The organism is Enterovibrio gelatinilyticus (assembly GCF_028683095.1).
Taxonomy (GTDB): Bacteria; Pseudomonadota; Gammaproteobacteria; order Enterobacterales; family Vibrionaceae; genus Enterovibrio; species Enterovibrio gelatinilyticus.
This window is the reverse complement of sequence record NZ_JAJUBC010000010.1, coordinates 51,223-71,952: the sequence shown is the minus strand read 5'-3', so window position 1 is coordinate 71,952 and position 20,730 is coordinate 51,223. Positions and strand designations below refer to the sequence as shown.

At 50.7% G+C, this 20,730-nt stretch carries 21 protein-coding genes; 8 read left to right on the top strand and 13 right to left on the bottom strand.

Features of this window, described 5'->3' with window-relative positions; all coding sequences use genetic code 11:
• The first annotated feature begins 14 nt into the window (after nt 1-14).
• From spoT to recG, 3 genes are all read left to right on the top strand, one after another.
• Nucleotides 15-2,120: a bifunctional GTP diphosphokinase/guanosine-3',5'-bis pyrophosphate 3'-pyrophosphohydrolase gene (spoT, locus tag LRP50_RS10375; protein ID WP_274164392.1), complete on the top strand. Its 2,106-nt coding sequence runs from the start codon at nt 15-17 to the stop codon at nt 2,118-2,120.
• A gap of 96 nt (nt 2,121-2,216) precedes the next feature.
• Nucleotides 2,217-2,909 carry a tRNA (guanosine(18)-2'-O)-methyltransferase TrmH gene (trmH, locus tag LRP50_RS10370; RefSeq protein WP_274164391.1) on the top strand — a complete coding sequence of 231 codons (693 nt, stop codon included), beginning with the start codon at nt 2,217-2,219 and terminating at the stop codon, nt 2,907-2,909.
• Between the two features lie 90 nt (nt 2,910-2,999).
• Nucleotides 3,000-5,081, top strand: a complete 2,082-nt coding sequence (gene recG / locus LRP50_RS10365) for an ATP-dependent DNA helicase RecG (RefSeq protein WP_274164390.1) — start codon at nt 3,000-3,002, stop codon at nt 5,079-5,081.
• A 72-nt stretch (nt 5,082-5,153) separates the two neighbouring features.
• Here recG and LRP50_RS10360 read toward each other — a convergent pair whose 3' ends face one another.
• The 3 genes from LRP50_RS10360 to ompR all read right to left on the bottom strand — a co-directional run bounded on the left by LRP50_RS10360 (nt 5,154) and on the right by ompR (nt 7,763).
• Nucleotides 5,154-5,528 (bottom strand): GntR family transcriptional regulator, encoded by a 375-nt coding sequence (locus LRP50_RS10360; protein WP_274164389.1) that lies wholly within the window; start codon nt 5,526-5,528, stop codon nt 5,154-5,156.
• Nucleotides 5,529-5,693: 165 nt separating this feature from the next.
• Nucleotides 5,694-7,043: a two-component system sensor histidine kinase EnvZ gene (gene envZ / locus LRP50_RS10355; protein ID WP_274164388.1), complete on the bottom strand. Its 1,350-nt coding sequence runs from the start codon at nt 7,041-7,043 to the stop codon at nt 5,694-5,696.
• Between the two features lie 3 nt (nt 7,044-7,046).
• Nucleotides 7,047-7,763 (bottom strand): osmolarity response regulator transcription factor OmpR, encoded by a 717-nt coding sequence (ompR, locus tag LRP50_RS10350; protein WP_028025815.1) that lies wholly within the window; start codon nt 7,761-7,763, stop codon nt 7,047-7,049.
• Between the two features lie 244 nt (nt 7,764-8,007).
• Here ompR and greB point away from each other — a divergent pair, with 244 nt between their 5' ends.
• Nucleotides 8,008-8,493, top strand: a complete 486-nt coding sequence (greB, locus tag LRP50_RS10345; protein ID WP_274164387.1) for a transcription elongation factor GreB — start codon at nt 8,008-8,010, stop codon at nt 8,491-8,493.
• 36 nt (nt 8,494-8,529) lie between these two features.
• The gene (locus LRP50_RS10340; RefSeq protein WP_274164386.1) at nt 8,530-10,881 is read left to right on the top strand and encodes a Tex family protein; all 2,352 of its coding nucleotides are present in this window, start codon (nt 8,530-8,532) and stop codon (nt 10,879-10,881) included.
• Nucleotides 10,882-10,998: 117 nt separating this feature from the next.
• On the opposite strand, the gene LRP50_RS10335 is transcribed toward LRP50_RS10340, so the two are convergent.
• The 3 genes from LRP50_RS10335 to bioH form a co-directional block, all read right to left on the bottom strand.
• Complete coding sequence (locus tag LRP50_RS10335) at nt 10,999-11,493, bottom strand: ATP-dependent Lon protease (RefSeq protein WP_337992913.1); 495 nt, start codon at nt 11,491-11,493, stop codon at nt 10,999-11,001.
• A gap of 75 nt (nt 11,494-11,568) precedes the next feature.
• Nucleotides 11,569-11,904, bottom strand: a complete 336-nt coding sequence (locus LRP50_RS10330; protein ID WP_274164384.1) for a hypothetical protein — start codon at nt 11,902-11,904, stop codon at nt 11,569-11,571.
• Between the two features lie 80 nt (nt 11,905-11,984).
• Nucleotides 11,985-12,785, bottom strand: a complete 801-nt coding sequence (gene bioH / locus LRP50_RS10325) for a pimeloyl-ACP methyl ester esterase BioH (RefSeq protein WP_274164383.1) — start codon at nt 12,783-12,785, stop codon at nt 11,985-11,987.
• A gap of 40 nt (nt 12,786-12,825) precedes the next feature.
• On the opposite strand from bioH, the gene LRP50_RS10320 reads away from it, so the two are divergent.
• A complete protein-coding gene (locus tag LRP50_RS10320; RefSeq protein WP_274164382.1) occupies nt 12,826-13,503 on the top strand; it encodes a ComF family protein in 678 nt (225 codons plus the stop codon).
• A gap of 91 nt (nt 13,504-13,594) precedes the next feature.
• A complete protein-coding gene (gene nfuA, locus LRP50_RS10315) occupies nt 13,595-14,179 on the top strand; it encodes a Fe-S biogenesis protein NfuA (protein ID WP_274164381.1) in 585 nt (194 codons plus the stop codon).
• A gap of 99 nt (nt 14,180-14,278) precedes the next feature.
• Here the strand turns inward: nfuA and dinF are convergent, their stop codons facing one another.
• From dinF to LRP50_RS10285, 6 genes are read right to left on the bottom strand one after another with little or no spacing between them, the layout of a single operon-like run.
• Nucleotides 14,279-15,634 carry an MATE family efflux transporter DinF gene (dinF, locus tag LRP50_RS10310; RefSeq protein ID WP_274164380.1) on the bottom strand — a complete coding sequence of 452 codons (1,356 nt, stop codon included), beginning with the start codon at nt 15,632-15,634 and terminating at the stop codon, nt 14,279-14,281.
• A gap of 46 nt (nt 15,635-15,680) precedes the next feature.
• Entirely contained in the window at nt 15,681-16,220 is a 540-nt protein-coding gene (locus tag LRP50_RS10305) for a GNAT family N-acetyltransferase (RefSeq protein ID WP_274164379.1), read from the bottom strand.
• 31 nt (nt 16,221-16,251) lie between these two features.
• Complete coding sequence (cyoE, locus tag LRP50_RS10300) at nt 16,252-17,172, bottom strand: heme o synthase (RefSeq protein ID WP_274164378.1); 921 nt, start codon at nt 17,170-17,172, stop codon at nt 16,252-16,254.
• The gene (locus tag LRP50_RS10295; RefSeq protein WP_274164377.1) at nt 17,165-18,283 is read right to left on the bottom strand and encodes a COX15/CtaA family protein; all 1,119 of its coding nucleotides are present in this window, start codon (nt 18,281-18,283) and stop codon (nt 17,165-17,167) included. Before LRP50_RS10295 ends, cyoE begins: the two co-directional genes overlap by 8 nt.
• Nucleotides 18,284-18,285: 2 nt before the next feature.
• Nucleotides 18,286-18,813, bottom strand: a complete 528-nt coding sequence (locus LRP50_RS10290) for a hypothetical protein (protein ID WP_274164376.1) — start codon at nt 18,811-18,813, stop codon at nt 18,286-18,288.
• Nucleotides 18,813-19,586: an SURF1 family protein gene (locus LRP50_RS10285; RefSeq protein WP_337992912.1), complete on the bottom strand. Its 774-nt coding sequence runs from the start codon at nt 19,584-19,586 to the stop codon at nt 18,813-18,815. The genes LRP50_RS10290 and LRP50_RS10285 overlap by 1 nt, the downstream gene beginning before the upstream one ends.
• Between LRP50_RS10285 and LRP50_RS10280 the strand changes: the two genes are divergently transcribed.
• Entirely contained in the window at nt 19,576-19,782 is a 207-nt protein-coding gene (locus tag LRP50_RS10280) for a DUF2909 domain-containing protein (RefSeq protein ID WP_274164375.1), read from the top strand. The two genes, LRP50_RS10285 and LRP50_RS10280, sit on opposite strands and share 11 nt — an antisense overlap.
• Nucleotides 19,783-19,827: 45 nt before the next feature.
• Here the strand turns inward: LRP50_RS10280 and LRP50_RS10275 are convergent, their stop codons facing one another.
• On the bottom strand, nt 19,828-20,724 hold the full coding sequence (locus LRP50_RS10275) for a cytochrome c oxidase subunit 3 (protein WP_274164374.1): 897 nt from the start codon (nt 20,722-20,724) through the stop codon (nt 19,828-19,830).
• Nucleotides 20,725-20,730 lie beyond the last annotated feature (6 nt).

Genomic DNA, 20,730 nt, shown 5'->3' with positions numbered 1-20,730 from the left:
GGGAAACAGGCAGATTGTATCTCTTCGATAGCCTGAAAGAAGTCGCCGCACAATACTTGCCGGAGCCGCACTTAGAGGCACTCCGGCAAGCGTATTTGGTGGCGCGTGATGCCCACGAAGGGCAAAGCCGCTCCAGCGGTGAACCTTACATTATTCACCCAATAGCCGTTGCTCGTATCCTTGCGGAAATGCGTCTCGACCACGAAACCTTAATGGCAGCCTTGCTGCATGACGTGATCGAAGACACTGACGTAACCAAGGAAGACTTGCAGCAACGATTTGGTGATACCGTCGCCGACTTGGTTGATGGCGTGTCGAAACTCGACAAACTGAAGTTTCGTGACCGCAAAGAAGCGCAGGCGGAAAACTTCCGCAAAATGATCATGGCAATGGCCCATGATATTCGCGTTATTCTGATCAAACTGGCCGACCGCACTCACAACATGCGTACACTCGGTGCACTTCGCCCCGATAAACGTCGCCGCATAGCCCGCGAAACCCTCGAAATATTCTCACCACTTGCCCACCGCCTCGGTATCCACAACATCAAAGTGGAACTGGAAGAGCTTGGCTTTGAAGCGCTATACCCCAACCGCTATCGCGTGTTGAAGGAAGTGGTTATTCAAGCGCGCGGTAACCGCAAAGAGATGATCCAGAAAATCCATGCAGAGATTGAAGGCCGCCTTAGCGATGCTGGCATGAATGCAAAAGTGTTAGGACGCGAGAAGAACTTGTACTCCATCTACAACAAGATGAAGAACAAAGAGCAGCGCTTCCACACCATCATGGATTTATACGCGTTTCGTGTGATTGTTGACGACCTAGATACTTGTTATCGCGTGCTGGGCCAAATGCACAATTTGTATAAGCCTCGCCCGGGCCGCATGAAAGATTACATTGCCGTACCAAAAGCAAACGGCTATCAGTCTTTGCATACGTCAATGATTGGTCCACACGGCGTGCCGATTGAAGTGCAGATTCGTACTGAAGACATGGATCAGATGGCAGACAAAGGTGTTGCCGCACACTGGGCTTACAAAGACGGTGCTGATCGCGTTCAAGGTGAAACCACCGCTCAAGTTCGCGCCCAACGTTGGATGCAAAGCCTGCTTGAACTTCAGCAAAGCGCAGGCAGCTCGTTCGAATTTATCGAAAGCGTGAAATCTGACTTGTTCCCTGATGAGTTGTTCGTGTTTACGCCAAAAGGCCGTATTGTCGAACTGCCTGTTGGTGCAACGGCAGTCGACTTCGCCTATGGCGTGCATACGGATGTCGGTAACTCCTGTGTGGGTGCACGCGTAAATCGCAACTCCTACCCGCTGAGTCAACCACTGAAGAACGGTCAAACCATTGAGATCATCACAGCGCCGGGCGCACGTCCGAATGCGGCATGGCTCAACTATGTCGTGACCTCTCGCGCCCGCACCAAGATTCGTCAAGTGCTCAAAACCAAGCGCCGTGAAGAATCCTTGATCCTTGGTCGTCGCTTGCTCAACCATGCCCTTGGAGACTTTAACCTTCAGGACATGGAACCAGAGAACATCAACAAAGTCTTGCTCGACCTTAAGCTCGAGACCGTAGACGATTTGCTGGCCGATATCGGGTCTGGTGAGTTGATGAGCGTGGTGATAGCCAAACGCCTTCTGGGTGATGCTGACAGCTTAGAAGAACAAGGCGGTTGCCTGCCAATTCGCGGGGCAGAAGGCATTCTTCTTACCTATGCGAACTGCTGTCGCCCAATCCCTGGTGACCACATTGTGGGTCACGTCAGCCCGGGTAAAGGGTTGGTTATCCACCGTGAAGAATGTGCCAATATCCGCGGTTATAGCCAAGAGCCAGACAAATACATGTCTGTCGAATGGGGTGGAGACATTGACCAAGATTTCGTGACCGGTTTGCGTATTGATATGCACAACCACCAAGGTGCACTTGCTGATTTGACCAACGCCATTGCCGCGACAGGTTCAAACATTCAGGGACTGTCTACGGAAGAGCGTGACGGCCGTTTATATACGATTTACGTGAAGCTCACGACCAAGAACCGTGTGCATCTGGCCAATATCATGCGCCGTTTACGTGTCATGCCTAACGTGGTCAAAGTCAGCCGTCAGAAGAACTGATTTAGTACTCAGCGTGGCGCAGGCCCGTTCAAGCAATGTTCAGGCAACAAACAACAACGCCCGCCATTCGCGGGCGTTTTTATAGATGAGAACAAAATGACTCCAGAACGTTTTGCACGTATCCATGACGTGCTGGCTACCCGACAGCCCGATTTAACGGTCTGTATGGAAGAAGTCCACAAACCCAATAATATTTCAGCAATTATCCGCACCGCCGATGCGGTAGGCGTTCATCAAGTTCATGCCGTTTGGCCAAAGAACAGTAAAATGCGCACATTGGGCGGCACTTCAGCGGGTGCGCGTAACTGGGTTGATGTGGTCACACATGACACCACGCCTGAAGCTTTTGCGACAATGAAAGCCAAAGGCATGCAGATCTTAGTCACCAACCTGTCTGACACTGCTGTCGATTTTCGTGAGATTGATTACACCAAACCCACCGCGATTGTTATGGGTCAGGAAAAAACGGGGATCAGCCAGCAAGCCCTTGAATTGGCGGATCAAGACATCATCATTCCCATGATTGGTATGGTACAGTCTCTCAATGTCTCGGTCGCCAGCGCCTTAATTTTGTATGAAGCACAGCGTCAGCGGCAGAATGCAGGCATGTACCAGCGTACGCATACCTTGATCCCGCAAGACGAAGTTGACCGCATTATCTTCGAACGCGGGCATCCCGTACTGGCAAGAGTCGCCAAACGCAAAGGTCTGCCGTATCCTGCGCTAGATGACCAAGGTCAGATAGTGGCAGATACCGCGTGGTGGGCACAAATGCAGGCCGCCAAATAAAGCCAACTCAACGAACCTCATCTATGTCGCCTAGGTAAGCTAGACAAGATGGATGGGTGACAATCACGATTCAGGAGAGATGAAACCGCCATGCGCGCTTCAATGTTAGATGCAGTTCCCGTCACCGCGCTGACTGGTGTGGGTGGAAAAATGGCGGAAAAGCTCGAGAAAATCGGCTTGTTTACCGTTCAGGATCTGCTGTTTCATCTCCCTTATCGCTATGAAGACCGTACTCGTGTCTGGCCTATTATGAGCCTAATGCCAGGGCAACATGCCACGGTAGAAGGCGAGGTAGTGAACAGCAATATCTCGTTTGGTCGCCGACGCATGTTGACGGTCAAAATCACCGACGGTAACGGCTCCCTCACCTTGCGCTTCTTCAACTTCAACGCGGCAATGAAAAACAGCTTGGAGTCCGGCAAGCGCGTCAAAGCCTATGGCGAGATCAAACGCGGACAGGGCGGGCTCGAGATTATTCATCCCGACTACAAGGTATTTTCTGAACCCACAGAGCTTTCTCTAGAAGAAACCCTAACCCCTGTGTACCCAACCACAGAAGGCCTTCGCCAGTTAACGCTGCGAAACCTCACCGATCAAGCACTCGCCTTACTCGAAGGTGCCGCCGTACAAGAGTTATTGCCTGAGGGGCTATACGACCGACAAATCACGCTGAAAGATGCACTGTTCACCCTGCATCGCCCCACCCCCGACATTTCTGTCGATGCGCTGGAAAACGGCGAACACCCTGCACAGAAGCGGCTGATCATCGAAGAGTTATTGGCGCAGAATTTGTCGATGCTGGCGGTACGCAGCAAGCTGCAACAAGACCCCACGTTTTCACTGCCACCGTCGGTGGATTTAGCCGCCAAACTGTTAGCGTCGTTACCGTTTTCTCCGACAGGTGCGCAGTCTCGTGTTGTCGCCGATATCGAACGTGATATGGGACTGACCAAGCCAATGATGCGTTTAGTGCAAGGCGACGTGGGGTCCGGCAAAACCTTGGTTGCCGCACTAGCGGCACTGCAAGCTATAGAACAAGGCTACCAAGTGGCGCTCATGGCGCCGACTGAGCTTTTGGCTGAACAGCACGCCATTAACTTTGCCAACTGGCTTGAGCCCTTGGGGATTTCCGTCGGCTGGTTAGCCGGAAAGCTAACTGGAAAAGCCAAAGAAGCGGAGCTCGCTAAGATTGCCAGCGGCGAAGCAAAGATGGTAGTCGGCACACACGCACTGTTCCAAAAGCATGTTGAGTTCGCTCAACTGGCGTTGGTTATCATCGACGAACAACACCGCTTTGGGGTTCATCAGCGACTCGAGCTGCGTGAAAAGGGCATGAAACAAGGTATTCACCCGCATCAACTGATCATGACGGCGACGCCTATTCCACGCACACTCGCCATGACAGCCTACGCAGATTTAGACACTTCCATTATCGATGAACTGCCACCAGGGCGAACCCCCATTCAAACCGTTGCGGTACCCGATACACGACGCATTGATATCGTCAATCGTGTACATGCTGCATGTATAGAAGAAGGCCGTCAGGCCTATTGGGTCTGTACCTTGATTGATGAATCTGAAGTGTTGGAAGCGCAAGCCGCCGCCGACACAGCAGATGATTTATCTCGCGCCCTGCCCGATCTCAATATCGGATTGGTACATGGCCGAATGAAAGCGGCAGAAAAGCAAGCCGTGATGAAGGCCTTTAAAGATGGCGAGCTTCACCTGCTTGTTGCCACCACCGTGATTGAAGTGGGTGTAGATGTGCCGAACGCCAGCTTGATGATTATCGAAAACCCAGAACGTTTGGGGCTGGCGCAATTGCACCAGTTACGTGGACGAGTAGGACGAGGCACGGTAGCGAGTCATTGTGTATTGCTCTATCACGCCCCCCTGTCCAAAACAGCGACCAAACGGTTGGGCGTATTACGAGAGAGCAGTGATGGATTTGTCATCGCACAACGAGATTTGGAAATTCGTGGCCCCGGAGAGCTTCTAGGCACCAAGCAAACAGGCTTAGCAGAGTTTAAAATTGCGGATTTGGTTCGCGACCAGAAACTGATCCCTGAAGTGCAGAAACTGTCGTTGTATCTACACCAGAATTATCCTGACAACGCCAAAGCCATCATTACGCGTTGGTTAGGTAACAAAGACAAATACAGCAACGCCTAAACGGCACAGGCAAACTGACAGCGAGAGTTGATGAAGCCCCATCAGCGCTCGCATAGCTTACTCTAAAGCAGGTCACTCATCTTCCCAGTACTGCATCACCAGCGCCATCACTTCTGATTTGCTATACCCAACTTCGCGAGCATCGACGATCAGATTTTTCAGTGATGGTTCAATAAAGCCAAATCGGTCTTCCATACGCGCATTCAGTCCATCACGCGCCACCAACATACCCACGCCGCGCTTACGCTCAAGCCAGCCAAGCTCTTCCATGTTCTGATAACAACGAGAAATGGTCATTGGGTTGATATTTAGCTCTGCAGCTAACTTCCTGACAGACGTCAGTTTTTGCCCCGGCTTTAAGGTCCCCGCCACAATTTGACGCTGAATCTGCGTCATCAATTGACGGAACTTCGGTGATGGATCCTGCGGGTCGATGACAATGTGCATTTTTCTTCCTGCTGTATTGGCACTCTATTACAGTTGTAGCAGATGACTCACAAATGAGACGATAAAAATGCAAAAAATTTGCTATAGGAACAGGAATATATCCACAAAAAAACGCAGAGCGGTGACCGCCCTGCGTTTTGATATTATTGAAAATATATTTATAAATTAACGCGTTGTCGTGCGCGAACCTTTATTTTTGGCGACTGGCAAAACAATCTGAGCACGCAATCCGCCTTGCGAACGCTGCATCAGTTTCAACGTGCCATTGTGTTGCTCCACAATGCGTTTCACGATTGCTAATCCAAGCCCAGTACCTTCACTGCCACGCGCTGTATCACCGCGAGTGAAAGGCTGCAGCACAATCTCCACCTGATCAGGTTCAATACCCGGACCATTGTCTTCCACGGTGATCCATTGATGACGACGATCAGCACTACTGCCTGTCGCAATGCGAACCCAGCCTCCGCCATAGCGCACGGCATTAACCACCAAGTTGGTCACCGCGCGGCGAATAGCCACTTCGTTCGCTTCAAGCTTACCCACCAGCTCGCCTTTGCTCATTTCAAGATCATGACCCGTTGCACCATCCGCCACGGAGACATCATCAACCAAGGCGTTCAAATCAATCGGGGTCATATCTTGCAGCTGCACTGAACGCAGATAGTCCATAAATTGGTTGATGATCTCGTTACACTCTTCCGTGTCTTTGATCATGCTGTCGGCAAGATATTCGTCCGCCGGAGACATCATTTCTGTCGCCAAGCGAATACGTGTTAATGGTGTGCGTAAATCATGACTCACGCCTGCCATTAGCAGGGCACGGTCTTCTTCCAGCTTACGAATACCTTCGCTCATCTGATTGAACGATTTCGTCACTGCTCGAATATCTGACGCGCCTCGCTCAGGCAAAGGTGGCGGAAACTTTCCGTTCCCCACTTCCAAAGCTGCTTTTTCCAACGCAGCCAGCGGACGGTTTTGCACCTTGATAAACACCCAACCGCCACCAATCACCAACAAGGCGATAAACATGGAATAGAAGAACAAGGGTTGGAAATCATCTTGATGCAGCTCTGAAAGCGGAATACGCATGATATAGCCAGGGAACGCGGTGCTATCTAGCCAAAGCACATAGTTCTTCGACTCTAAGCTTATCCGCGCTTCCGTCGGCGCACTCAGCTTTTCCGACATATCCGTACTGAGGTAATCAATCGCCGCCGCATTCTCAAACTCTTCCATCATGACGAGTTCAGTTTCGTCATGCATGGTGACACCCAATTTTTCCAGCAATTGACGGCGCAGATTTTCATCGAGGTGATAAACCTTGCCATCTGACAGCGTCATGTCCTCATTCAGCATCACCTGAATTTCATGGGCGAGGATTTTGTTGAACTGCTTAATGCTGGGCAGAAGGGCGTAATTGAGGATAGTGAGATAAGAGAAGATCTGGCTGGCGATAAGAAGGCCAGCCATTACCACGAGTGTACGAGCAAAGTTACTACGTGGAGAAAAGCGCATTATTTACGCTTCTCCGTCCGGAACGAACACGTAGCCCAAGCCCCAAACTGTCTGAATGTAGCGCGGCTTGCTTGGGTCTTCTTCCACCATGCGGCGAAGTCGTGAAATTTGCACGTCAATCGAGCGTTCCATCGCGGAATACTCACGACCACGAGCCATGTTCATCAGCTTATCGCGAGACATTGGTTCACGCGCGTTAGTCACCAGTGCTTTTAGCACGGCGAATTCACCCGAGGTGAGCGTCAATGGCTGATCATTGCGGAACATTTCACGCGTGCCGAGGTTCAAACGGAACTGACCAAACTGAACCACTTTTTCTTCACTAGACGGTGCGCCCGGTGCTTCAACGACTTGACGACGCAATACGGCACGAATACGAGCAAGCAATTCACGCGGGTTGAATGGTTTTGGCAGATAATCATCCGCGCCCACTTCCAGTCCCACAATGCGGTCAATCTCATCACCTTTTGCAGTCAGCATCAGGATCGGTAATGTGTTGTTCGCCTGACGAAGGCGGCGGCAAATGGATAACCCATCTTCACCCGGCAACATCAAATCCAACACCATCAGGTGGAAATTCTCTCGAGAAAGTAAGCGGTCCATCTGCTCGGCATTCGCCACGCTACGAACCTGAAAACCTTGCTCTGACAAATAACGCTCAAGCAAAGAGCGCAAACGCATATCGTCATCTACCACTAGGATTTTATGATTATCTTGCATGACCTACCTTTCTTTCTATTCTTGAAGGTGTTTACGAACTTGATTGTATCGTCTGACCTGTTTATGAAACATCAAGGCGAAGCCCTTCGGGGAGAAAAACTGTTACCAGTTGTAACCGTCCCAGCTTGCTCACCGACCACCATTTCGCGGGATAGCTTAACGTTGCAGGGCTTGTTGGCTTTAATCATGACGCCAAAGCGGTTATAACTCTTCTCGAAAACGAACGACATACTCGGACATAGCAATGAAAAAAACCGATTTAGTCACCCGAGAAGGCTACAAAAAGCTCAAACAAGAGCTCGATTTCTTATGGAAAGAACGACGCCCAGAAATCACCAAAATCGTATCGTGGGCGGCCAGCCTCGGCGATCGCTCAGAAAATGCGGATTACACGTATAACAAACGGATACTGCGTGAAATCGATCGTCGCGTTCGGTACCTGCGCAAGCGCTTAGAAATATTGCGCGTCATCGATTATAACCCACAACAAGACGGGAAGGTGTTCTTCGGTGCATGGGTCGATATTGAAAACGAGAACGGCGACACCCTCACCTTCCGCATTGTCGGCCCCGATGAAATCTATGGCCGAAAAGACTACATCTCCATTGATAGCCCCATGGCACGTGCATTGATAAAAAAAGAAGTCGATGACGAAGCCTCAGTGCCAACTCCTGAAGGCGTTAAGCTCTGGTATGTTAATGCCATCCGCTATCAACAAGACGAACTTTAATACTGCCGTTGCGGCGGTGACTCTCAAAGGAACACCATGACCTCGTCAATTTATCAACAAATTGCCAGTGAGCTAAATGTCCGTGACGCGCAAGTGATTGCTGCTGTTACCCTGCTCGATGATGGCAATACCGTCCCATTTATTGCCCGTTACCGTAAAGAAGTCACTAACGGCCTTGATGACACCCAATTGCGTAATCTGGAATCTCGCCTTGGCTATTTACGCGAACTAGAAGACCGTCGCCACGTCATCCTCAAATCGATTGATGAACAAGGCAAACTCAGCGACGCGCTGAAAAAAGATATCCTGAGCGCTGACACAAAAAACCGCCTTGAAGATTTGTACCTTCCGTACAAACAAAAGCGTCGCACCAAAGGGCAAATTGCCATTGAAGCGGGCATTGAGCCGTTGGCGCAAACCCTATGGCAGCACCCAGATACCGATCCAGACGCCGAAGCCGCTAGCTACATTGATGCCGACAAGGGCTTTGCTGACACCAAAGCCGTACTTGATGGCGCACGTGCCATCTTAATGGAGCAATTTGCCGAAGACGCAGCCCTGCTTGATAAAATTCGTCGTCACTTAAACCAACAAGCCGAGCTTCAAGCGCGTGTGATTGCTGGCAAGGAAAACGAAGGCGCGAAATTTAAAGATTACTTTGCGCATGACGAACGTCTCACGAAAGTGCCGTCTCACCGAGCATTGGCCATGTTCCGTGGTCGCAACGAAGGCATCCTTCAACTTTCTCTCAATGCCGATCCCGGTCAGGATGAAAAATCCACGGGATCGTATTGCGAAAACATCATCTGCGATCACTTTGGCGTGACACTCGGCACCGCTGCTGCCGATCGTTGGCGCAAGCAGGTGGTGAGCTTTGCATGGCGCATCAAAATTTTGATGCACATGGAGACTGAGTTGATGGGCAACTTGCGTGAAATGGCAGAAAACGATGCCATTAAAGTGTTTGCCGATAACCTGAAAGATCTCCTGATGGCTGCACCCGCTGGCCCTCGCAGCACCTTGGGTATCGATCCAGGCTTGCGTACAGGGTGTAAAGTCGCTGTCGTGGACAGTACAGGTAAGCTGCTCGATACCGCCACCATTTACCCAACCGCGCCGCACAACAAGATTGCCGAATCGTCGCGCGTGGTCATGGCGTTAGTGAAAAAGCACAACGTGGATTTGATTGCGATAGGTAACGGCACAGCATCACGTGAAACCGATGCGTTTGTGGCTGGCATGCTCAAAGACGCAGGCCAGAAAATTCAAACCGTGATGGTGAGTGAAGCAGGCGCATCGGTCTATTCAGCGTCAGAACTTGCCGCTGCCGAATTCCCAGGACTTGATGTCTCGCTGCGCGGCGCCGTTTCCATTGCGCGTCGCTTGCAAGACCCATTGGCTGAGCTGGTAAAAATTGACCCGAAATCTATCGGTGTGGGCCAATACCAACACGATGTGAGCCAGAGCCAATTGGCAAAACGCTTGGATGCGGTAGTAGAAGACTGTGTGAACGCCGTGGGTGTGGATGTGAATAGTGCCTCTGCCGCACTGCTAACCCGTGTGGCAGGCCTTTCTACCACCATGGCGGCGAATATCGTGGCGTTTCGTGATGAGAACGGCCGCTTTGGCGATCGTAAAACCTTACTGAAAGTACCGCGCCTAGGCCCGAAGGCCTACGAGCAGTGTGCAGGCTTTTTGCGTGTGATGCATGGCAAGAATCCATTGGATGGTTCTTCGGTTCACCCTGAAGCCTACCCTGTGGTGAAACGCATTGCCGACAACACAGGTAAAGCGGTGGATGCCATGATCGGTAACCATGACTTTCTGCGCAGCTTGAAAGCGTCAGATTACGCAGACAGTACTTTTGGTATTCCAACGGTCACAGACATTCTGTCTGAGTTAGCAAAGCCAGGACGTGACCCACGACCTGAGTTTAAAACCGCCACGTTCGCGGAAGGCGTAAACGAAGTGAAAGATCTGATCCCCGGCATGGTGCTAGAAGGCTCCATCACTAACGTGACAGCATTTGGCGCGTTCGTGGATATCGGCGTTCACCAAGACGGCTTAGTGCATATCTCGGCACTGTCAGACAAATTCATCTCTGACCCACGTGAAGTGGTTAAAGCCGGCGATGTGGTGAAAGTGAAGGTGATGGAAGTGGATCTTGCGCGTAAACGAATTGCCTTGTCGATGCGTCTAAACGATGAGCCGGGGGCGGACAACAAACCTGCAAGTCGTGGCAATGCAAACCGTGATTCACGTTCAGCCCAACCTCAAACGCGTAATCAACCTCATCGCGGCGCATCAAGTCATCAACAACAAAGCGGTAACTCACCAGCCTTTGGTGGTGCGTTCGCAGATGCATTTGCGAAGGCAAAGCGCAAGTAAGCCGACGACAAACCTTTTGCTAAAAACCACAACAGCGCCTCTCGGCGCTGTTTTTTTATATTCATTTACCGTGTGTACGATGCGAAGCATCGCAGTGGTCGCTCAGGCGAGTGTTCGCTAAATCACGATCAACACTTCCGAAGGAAGGTTTGCCGCTGACGATTGTTGATAGCGCATCGCGACCACCGCCCCTGTCCGCTGGGAATCTTTCAACTGATCAATCTTATCCAGCACTTCTTTCGGCAATTTGAGTTTCATGGCATAGCCATTTTCACCAGCGGGAACATAACTGCCGCTTGATAGCATTGACGAAAGCTGGCTTAGGGTTTCATGCGCCGCAAACTGTGCGCCATCGAATTGGCGAGATTGTTGCGTGAGATCAGTGTAAGTAGGATGCTCAGACGGATCCCATGATGGCTTGCGAAGCTGCTTCTCTTCTTGGCTAACCGGACGCTCTTCGGCGTTAGCGGTGGGTTGGCGCGGAGGGACAATTTTTTCGCGCACGCGATTGTCCCGCGCAACTTGCTCCGTTGGCGGATTCACTGACGGTGCGACAGCGGGTATGCTGACGTTTGCGGGCGAAATGTTCATGCCAATGTTGTCTCCCAACATCAACCGAAGGCCGTCGCCTTATGGCAAACCGCGGGCAACCCCGCGACATGCGCAAACTGTATCTCTACAGCGAAACTATACCAAGATAGCTAATATCCCACCTATCGTACCGATGGCAGATAAAACTTGTCCGGCGGTATAAGCCCCATCATCATTGGTTTTCACTTCGTCAGGGTGGTCCATACCCAATGCCCCGTAAGTGAATGCTTCAACGTCAGATGAAGCGGGTACTTTGCCTTCGGTTGCCGTTGCTTGGTTGACAGTCTTAGCGTCCGTTACACCTTTAGCGACTTGCGCATAAGACTGATTTGCTCCCTCTGACGTTTGCGCCTGATTCGCCTTTGCTTCTGCATTTACAGGCGAAGGCTTAGCGTAAACGTACTGAGATTGCCCAACGTTACCTATATTCATTATGGTCTCTCCTGATGCCATATCAAGTAACACGTATAAAGTATCGGCAACTAACGTGTAAAATTTAGCCGCATTTCACTTTATTTCGTCACTTTTTTCTGACTGGACGGCAAACATTGTCCGCAAAACGCCAACAGCGCCTGCGTAAAATGGGCAGGATCAGAGATAAACGGTGCATGCGATGCATTGGCAAAAATTTGCCGTTGCGACTGCGGTGCCAGTACATCGAGCTCTTGCGCCACTTTCACGGGCACAAGGCCATCTAGCCGACCATACATTCTCAACCAAGGCATTGAAATATCATGCAATTGCGGTCTCAAATCAGCCTCAGCAAGAATACCTAGCCCAGCCTCTAGAGCTTCAGGTTGCGGCGCAGGGTGTGACAACACCGATTGCTTCAACCACTTGATATCTTGTCGCGCCGTTGGACTGCCCATTGCCTGTAGCGCCATAAATCGCTCAACGGTTGTTTTAAAATCGCCCGCCAATTGTTTCGTAAACGCCTGCAATACCTCGGGTTTAATCCCTCGCCATCCATGTTCTGCAGAAAATCGAGGTGAACTGGCAATAGTCACTAAGCCTTTCACTCTCTCAGGGGCAATCAGCGCCGCTTGCGTCGCAACCATGCCGCCCAAGGACCATCCTGCCCAGATCGATTCCTGTGGAGAATTATCAAGCAAGCAATGTGCCATCTCTTGCAAAGAAAACGCATCTGTCGGTTGGCTGAAGCCATAGCCGGGCAGATCGACACAATGCACGCGATAGTGAGGAGTGAGAGCGGGGAGAATGTTTTGCCATACTGCACTGTTCATGCCCCAACCGTGAATGAGAATCAGATCGGAACCCTGGCCTTCCGTATGCCAGTAAAGAGATGTCGTCATTTACACTGCCTAAATTCGATTCGTTTCGAGCCATCAAGCTATGATGTTTCGCTCTATCTTACGCGCCCTGCCGCTTCGCTGTCAGCTTTGTCATCACACGCTGGTGCATCGACATTATCCATGGTGCGAAACATGTCATGAGACGTTTCCTCGCATCCCGCGCTGCTTGCATTGTGGCTTGCCGACGCCCTATGTTACCGACAGTTGCGGTCGCTGCCTGAACTCGCCACCCGCTTGGGATAGGCTCATTTGTGTCGGTGGCTACACATTTCCGTATGACAAGCTGCTTCACCGCTTCAAATACCAAGGCCATTATTGGCTCGCGCCCGCGCTCGGGAAATTGCTGGCTGAGGAAATCGACGACCCAGCACCGATTTTATTGCCTGTTCCTATGCATTGGCGACGGAGAGTCATGCGAGGTTTTAATCACAGTACTCTACTGGCAAAGGCATTAGCCAAGCCTTTAGAAGCCCAATGTGCGCCCGACATCCTAAAACGCCACCGCGCGACTCGCCAACAGCAAGGATTAAGCCGACAATCTCGCTTATCTAACCTTCGCGGGGCATTTACAAGCAAAGGAACACTGCCGAAGCACGTTGCATTGGTTGATGATGTGGTCACCACAGGCGCAACCATTAATGAACTTTGTCGGTTATTGCGTAAACAGGGCGTCACTCAGATTGATGTCTATTGCCTTTGTCGAACACCGCCAAAGTGACAAAAAAGTAACCTCACTGCTTTGGGGGTGATAGTAAAGAAAAACCAGAGTAAACTGTCATTAACATATCGGAATAGTCAGGTAAGAAGCCGTGTCACACATTATTATTTCAGAAAGTGCACAAAGCCATTTCGTTAAGCTGCTGGAGCAGCAACCAGAAGGCACCAACATCCGCGTATTCGTGGTTAACCCAGGCACGCAAAGCGCTGAGTGTGGCGTGTCTTACTGCCCTCAAGATGCCATTGAAGCGTCGGACACTAAGTACGAATTCAATGGCTTTTTGGCCTACGTTGATGAATTGAGTCTGCCGTTCCTTGATGATGCGGAAATTGACTTTGTCACTGACAAAATGGGGTCTCAACTGACTCTGAAAGCGCCGAATGCGAAAATGCGTAAAGTGTCGGATGATGCCACGCTGTTAGAGCGTGTTGAATACGTTATCCAAACTCAAGTGAACCCTCAGCTTGCAGGTCACGGTGGTCACATCAACCTAATTGAAATCACTGAAGACGGCGCAGCTGTTATCCAGTTTGGTGGTGGCTGTAACGGTTGTTCGATGGTCGACGTGACATTGAAAGACGGTATCGAAAAGCAGCTACTTGAAGAATTCAGCGGCGAATTAACCGCAGTACGTGATGTGACTGAGCACGCTGCCGGCGAGCACTCTTACTACTAAGTGCCCCCAGCTCGTTGAGTACATACACATAAAAAAGGCTCCCAAGGAGCCTTTTTCGTTTTCTATTTTCACCACCCTGCCATCACTGATAGCGAGTTTTTAAGGATGTGATGACAACAAGAACTTCCCACGTCGCCACTGATACGCAAACAACACACCGAGGGTAATTCCTCGCAAAGCCATAAAGCCGAGCATTGCCGCCCAAAGAGCATGGTTACCTATGTCTTGATTCGCACTGCTCAACAGCCACCAAATGGCGAAAAAGCCTGCCATCGAGATGAACATGGTATTACGCATTTCTCGTCCACGCGTTGCCCCAATGAACACGCCATCTAACAAGAAGCACCACATAGACACCAAAGGCATGGCTATCAGCCAAGGCAGGTATAAATATGCTTGTTCGCGTACGGCGGGAATGTCTGAAATTACCCCGACGATGCTTCGCCCTCCCAATAGAAACGCCAAGGTGATCAGCAAAGAAATAACCAAACTCCAGAAGGAAGTTGCCGTGAGAGACTCCAATAGTTCTTGCCGATTTTTAGCGCCGATCGCCTTACCCACCATGGCTTCCATCGCGTAGGCAAATCCATCCATGGCAAAAGACACCAGCATCAAGAAATTCATCAATACCGCATTGGCTGCCACCACGTCATCCCCCAAGGTCGCACCTTGAAAGGTCATGAACGTAAACGCTAATTGCAAACAAAGGCTACGCAGGAAAATGTCTCTGTTGAGCTTTGCTAATCGGCTCATTCCCGCAGACGCCTTCTTCCATTGCGCAAGCGGCGAAGGCAGTGACGATTCCACCCAAACCCTAGCAACGAAATACAACCCTAGCGCCATACCCGAATAATCGGCGATCACACTCGCCGCAGCGGCGCCCTGAACTTTCCAGCCAAAGCCCACCACAAACAGTAAATCCAGCACGATATTGACCAGATTGACCAAGATGATCAGCATCATCGGCTTCTTGGCGTTTTGTGCGCCAAGCAGCCATCCCATGATCACCAAATTGGTTAGCGCGGCAGGCGCACTCCAAATACGAATAGAAAAATATTCATCCGCATAGCGTTTTACTTCCGCGCTGGCATCACTATACGAGAGCACGGCATCAGCAATAAACGGATGCAAAGCGAGGATCACCGCCGCCAGTAACCACGCCAAGGTCAAGCCTTGCAAAAACACATTGGCAAGCCCTGTTTTGTCGTTACCGCCCCACGCTTGCGCCGTCAGCCCAGTGGTTGCCATGCGCAAAAAGCCCAATAACCAGAAGGTAACAGCAATCATTGTGCTGCCAATAGCAACACCGCCGAGATACCAAGCATGGTCGAGATGACCAATAACGGCCGCATCCACCAGCCCCAATAGCGGCACAGTGATGTTGGATAACACCATGGGAAAAGCGAGAGAGAACACGCGAACGTGGAGTGATTTTTGTTGAAGTGCTGAAAACATAATTCGCACACTAGGAAAATTCGGTGGGCCAGTGTAACAAAGATGATTAGAACGTTATCGTTAAAAACACCGTATTACCCTGATGATTTTCATCATTTTCTTCTCGGACAAAGCCGTTTTTCTCCAACACCTTAATCGATGGGACATTCTCGGCACTGGCGCCACCAGACAGGGCTTTGACAACACCAGACGAGCGACTCCACGCCACTAATCCCGCAATCATTTCACTGGCAAGCCCTTGCCCCTGATAGCGTTCAGCCACCACATACCCCAATCGAAGCAAATAGCCGTCGCGTTCGTGTTCGACAATCTCTGGATAAAGCAAAAAGAAGCCCACAAACGCATCATCATCGGCCAAGCTCACTGTCACAAACTGGCATTCAGCGACCGTGCTCAATAACCACTTAGCCGCACTTTCTGTGTCACACACCGTTTGTATATCAGGGGGAAGATGGCGAGTCACATCAGTCGTCAGTATCGAGGCAAGCTGCGTTGAAACTGCACTTAACACGTGAGGTAATGAGGAAGATGATAACGCCGCGGCAGTTAACCGCGGCGTTCGAAACGTCACATCAGGAAAGGTCATGATGGCACTCAGCACAAAGGAAGCATTTCCCTTATGCTAACGCATACCACGCGTGGTCAGCCAACAAGGCGACAAACAGACCGAAGATATGCCAAATGGAATATTTAAAGGTCTGCCAGGCTAGTCCTTTTTCATCGGCAAACTTCAAACGCCATGCATACCACGCAAAACCAAGGTTCAGCGCAAAGCTGCCAACCAAATAAATCTCACCACTCATGCCTGCCAACCATGGTAAGAACCCTACAACGATGAGCAGCATGGTGTAGAGCAAAATCATGGTCTTGGTAAATTCAACACCATGCGTCACGGGCAACATAGGAACGCCAGCTTTGGCATAATCTTTCTGACGGTGAATCGCCAACGCCCAGAAATGAGGCGGCGTCCATGTAAACACCAGCATTACAAGTAGCAATGCATGAGGGTCTAATGAACCCGTGACCGCGACCCAACCGAGCAACGGCGGCATGGCGCCAGCAAGGCCACCAATGACAATGTTTTGTGGGGTGGCATGCTTCAACCAAACGGTATACACCAAGGCATAGCCAATTAAACTCGCGAACGTGAGCCATGCCACCAGCGAATTCAACGCCCAAAGCAAGGCAAAACCCACCACCATGAGCGTGACACCAAACGCCAATGCCTGCATGGTGCTGACACGACCTTTCGCCACAGGACGATGGATGGTGCGTTGCATTTGACGGTCAATACGACGGTCAATCACATGATTGAACACCGCAGCGGCAGCAGATTGCATCCCTATACCCAGCAGTCCCAAAATCACCACTTTTGCTGTTGGTAACGCAGGTACAGCAAGACACATTCCCACCATCGCGGTGAGTAGCAACATGGCCACCACCTTGGGTTTGGTTAACTCCAGATAATCACGCCAGACGGCGGTTTCCGTTCTCGTAGATGTGCTGTTTGCTAGCGATTGCACTGAGACTTTAGCCATGACTCAACCTCCCCGATTCTTCCAATGACGTCTGAGACGCGTTGGAAGGTTGGGCGGAAAAAACCAACACGGTTGTCCGCACCATAATTAATAACAACAACAAGCCACATACGTTGTGTGCCACTGCCACCGACAATGGTAATAAGGCAACAACATTGGTTACACCCAGTGAAATTTGTAACAGTAACGCGCCGACAAGCAGCATCGACGTATTTTTTCCTAATGGTCGGCGAACACGCCACGCCAACAGCAGCACCAATGCCGTTACCACCATCGCGCCAATTCGGTGGGTGGCGTGAATGGTCACACGCTGTTCAAAACCGAGGACACCATATTGATAGGTCTCGCTGGTTGGGCTGATAGGGTGAAACGCTGACGCGTCATAACTGCTCGCCCAGTCCACTTCACAGATGGGCAATTGCGTACACACCACCGCGGCATAATTCGCCGACGTCCATCCACCCAAGGCAATTTGCAATATCACCGCCATCAGAGCCCCTACCGTGAGCACTTTTAATCGACCGGATATTGAACCAGACATCGTGGTGTTATCTTGGATAGCCATTGATGCAGCGTCTGGTGGCACCACGCCTGCTTGCTCAGATACTTCATGACTTTCATGCTGTTGCCTAAAACGTTTTCGCTCAAGTACGGCCAACAAAAACAGCAAGGTCACTGTGGTGAAGCCACCTAATAGATGCCCCATCACCACAATGGGCATTAAGTTCATGGTGACAGTCCACATGCCGAGAGCGGCTTGAAATGTCACCACAGCCAGTAAAATTGTGGGTAATGTTCGACTTCTACCCTGACCTCGCCAAGCCAGCCAAGCGATGGCTGCAATGACCAAACCTAGGGTGCCAGCCACGTAGCGGTGGATCATCTCATTCCATGCTTTTTGCGCTTCCACGGGAGCATTTGGGAAAGCTTGTGTGGCTTGTTCCACTTTTTCAGGGGTTAGTGGGACGGTCAAAAATCCATAACATCCCGGCCAGTCAGGGCAACCTAGCCCTGCTTCTGTTAAACGGGTGAACGCGCCGAGCCCTACCACCACAAACGCCAAGAGCAGTGCGCCATAAATAACCCCGAGGTAGCGTTTTTCAGCGTCCATGCTCACCCCACCTTTGACAGTTTCATGAGTTTGCGAAGATCAGAGAGTAGCCCCTTGCTTTGAGTAATTTGCTCAGGTTTTCCTTCCGGAATCGGATACGCCAAGATGAGGTTATTAAGTGGGTCAACCAGATAAATCGCTTCACCCGCATGAGGCAGTGCCGCCATGGTTTGGTGCTGCTGAGTATCGATTCTCTGCTCAATGATACTGTCGCCGCCCTTCGCTGCTGGCGCATCAGACACCAATAAAATACTGGTCACGCGATCGCGTTCTGGGCCAACAGCAACGGGGATTTGTTTTAACTGAAACAGCGCACTTTCACATTGCTCTGAGCAGGTTTGCGGCAAAGAATACACCAAGCGCCACTGCCCATTGTGTTCGAGCCAATCCGTGCGAACCTCTTGTGTCAGCAGTTCCCCTTTGTTGGTCACGCCTTTGTTAAACCAACCCATTTCCAATACCAACTTGGCAGCCACCACAGGCACAGCAAAGGCTATTACCACCATGATTAAGGCTTTCTTTCCATTCATCAGCGTCCCTTCCTCCACCAAATCACAAATCCCAAAGCCACCACCAGAGCCAAGCCGAACCACTGCATCGCATAGCCATAGTGTTTCTCAGGCTGCATCACGACAGGTTCCCACACGGGTAAGGCATTCCAATCAACCGTTTCCCCCGATTGACTTGTTATCGTTTCAACACGTATCACCCAAGGCTGTAGGGGGTAACCACTGGCCTTAGATATCGCTTCAATATCAATTAACTGCACTCGCCAAGGCCACGAAGGCGCCGCATTATCTGTGGCGAGCACCACGCGTTGCGAGGGAGAATCCGCAATACCCTCAACGCGATAACGTCCTAATATCTTGGGTAACTCTGGCAATGTATCGCGGCGCGGCGGCGCGGCAATCCAACCCAAATCAATCAACAGCCAACGGTCATCCGTCAAGAGTGGCATCATCCAGCGATACCCCACTCTTCCTTGATGAATTTGGTTATCGAGTAACACACTGCGATTCACGTCGAAGGTGCCACTTAGGTCAACCGCAAACCCTTTGGCATCTTGAGGAAGAGAGGAAACTTGAGTGAACACTTGCTGCTGACGCGCCGACAGTTGATCCAGAAGCGTCTCTTTTTCCGCAGCACGTGACATTTGCCACATCCCTAACTTGACCAAGAGCACAACCATGGTCAAAGTAAAAGCAAGGAAACCCAAGCGTCGTATGCGACGTACTTTCGATGTCGACACCCATTCACCCTGTTGGTCACCTTTTTGGCCAGATGGAGGCAATATGTTGCTCAAAGCTATCCTCGTCTGCCTACTTATCTTTATTGTGTTTAACCTGTTTCGCGCGCTTCCCATCATGCTCAAAGGGAAGTCCGATATCCCTATGTCGCGTTATCTCGGTCGGCGTGTTTTCTTTTCTGTGATTGTGTTCGCTTTGCTACTGATCGCAATAGCGACTGGCGTTATCGAACCGAATCCTCGTCCTTACTAAGCACTGAAATACGTAAAAGGGGTGAAGAATCACCCCAACATCGCGCTATAAGACATACACGAACACAAACAGTGTCAGCCATACCACGTCCACGAAATGCCAATACCAAGCCCCAGCCTGAAAGGCAAAGTGCTGATCAGGCGACATATGCCCTTTTAGCACCCTAAGCCAAACAATGAACAAAATAACCGAACCAAGGAAGACGTGCATGCCATGGAAACCTGTCAGCATGAAGAAGGTATTCCCGTAAACACCTGAATCAAGACGCAGGTTCAGCTCTTGGTATGCATGAATGTATTCTTCACCTTGCAAGAACAAGAAAATCCAGCCTAGCAGTACTGTTAAACCCAGCATTTGGACGATGCGTTTTCGGTTGCCCTCTTCCATCGCCACATGCGCGATATGAAGCGTGACAGAAGACGCCAGTAAGATAACAGTGTTAATCAGCGGTAAACCCCACGCGCCCATTGCTGTTGTCTCAGTGCCATCAGGGGTTTTCACCAAAGGCCAACCTGGGATGAAGTCTGGCCATAGCACTTCCGCTGTCATGGCATTGTTACTTGCTCCACCAAGCCAAGGCACCGCGATAAAGCGCGCATAGAACAATGCACCAAAGAAGGCGGCAAAGAACATGACCTCAGAGAAAATAAACCAGCTCATTCCCTGACGAAACGACCGATCCATTTGATGGGAATATAGCCCACCCATGGATTCATGGATCACATCGCGAAACCAACCTGTCAGCATGAAAATCAACACCGCAGAGCCCGCAAGGAGCATCCAGGGTCCATTCCCGCCAAATAACCCTCCGACCGTCGAGCCTGCGCCCATAGCGATCAAAAACAGGGCAATAGCACCGACAATCGGCCATTTGCTCTGTGCAGGGACGTAGTAATGTTCATAGTCCTGCTGTGATTCGGAGTTTGAGTGCGTTGTTGTCATGATGAC

Bases quoted from the DNA above. Each gene is read 5' to 3' on its own strand.
- LRP50_RS10290 (WP_274164376.1), bottom strand. From the start codon at position 18,813: ATGAATGGAAAGAAAGCCTTAATCATGGTGGTAATAGCCTTTGCTGTG.
- bioH (WP_274164383.1), bottom strand. From the start codon at position 12,785: ATGACGACATCTCTTTACTGGCATACGGAAGGCCAGGGTTCCGATCTG.
- LRP50_RS10335 (WP_337992913.1), bottom strand. From the start codon at position 11,493: ATGTTGGGAGACAACATTGGCATGAACATTTCGCCCGCAAACGTCAGC.
- LRP50_RS10275 (WP_274164374.1), bottom strand. From the start codon at position 20,724: ATGACAACAACGCACTCAAACTCCGAATCACAGCAGGACTATGAACAT.
- dinF (WP_274164380.1), bottom strand. From the start codon at position 15,634: ATGTTTTCAGCACTTCAACAAAAATCACTCCACGTTCGCGTGTTCTCT.
- greB (WP_274164387.1), top strand. From the start codon at position 8,008: ATGAAAAAAACCGATTTAGTCACCCGAGAAGGCTACAAAAAGCTCAAA.
- envZ (WP_274164388.1), bottom strand. From the start codon at position 7,043: ATGCGCTTTTCTCCACGTAGTAACTTTGCTCGTACACTCGTGGTAATG.
- LRP50_RS10305 (WP_274164379.1), bottom strand. From the start codon at position 16,220: ATGACCTTTCCTGATGTGACGTTTCGAACGCCGCGGTTAACTGCCGCG.
- LRP50_RS10360 (WP_274164389.1), bottom strand. From the start codon at position 5,528: ATGCACATTGTCATCGACCCGCAGGATCCATCACCGAAGTTCCGTCAA.
- LRP50_RS10280 (WP_274164375.1), top strand. From the start codon at position 19,576: ATGTTGCTCAAAGCTATCCTCGTCTGCCTACTTATCTTTATTGTGTTT.
- LRP50_RS10320 (WP_274164382.1), top strand. From the start codon at position 12,826: ATGATGTTTCGCTCTATCTTACGCGCCCTGCCGCTTCGCTGTCAGCTT.
- ompR (WP_028025815.1), bottom strand. From the start codon at position 7,763: ATGCAAGATAATCATAAAATCCTAGTGGTAGATGACGATATGCGTTTG.
- LRP50_RS10340 (WP_274164386.1), top strand. From the start codon at position 8,530: ATGACCTCGTCAATTTATCAACAAATTGCCAGTGAGCTAAATGTCCGT.
- recG (WP_274164390.1), top strand. From the start codon at position 3,000: ATGCGCGCTTCAATGTTAGATGCAGTTCCCGTCACCGCGCTGACTGGT.
- trmH (WP_274164391.1), top strand. From the start codon at position 2,217: ATGACTCCAGAACGTTTTGCACGTATCCATGACGTGCTGGCTACCCGA.
- LRP50_RS10330 (WP_274164384.1), bottom strand. From the start codon at position 11,904: ATGAATATAGGTAACGTTGGGCAATCTCAGTACGTTTACGCTAAGCCT.
- cyoE (WP_274164378.1), bottom strand. From the start codon at position 17,172: ATGGCTAAAGTCTCAGTGCAATCGCTAGCAAACAGCACATCTACGAGA.
- LRP50_RS10295 (WP_274164377.1), bottom strand. From the start codon at position 18,283: ATGGACGCTGAAAAACGCTACCTCGGGGTTATTTATGGCGCACTGCTC.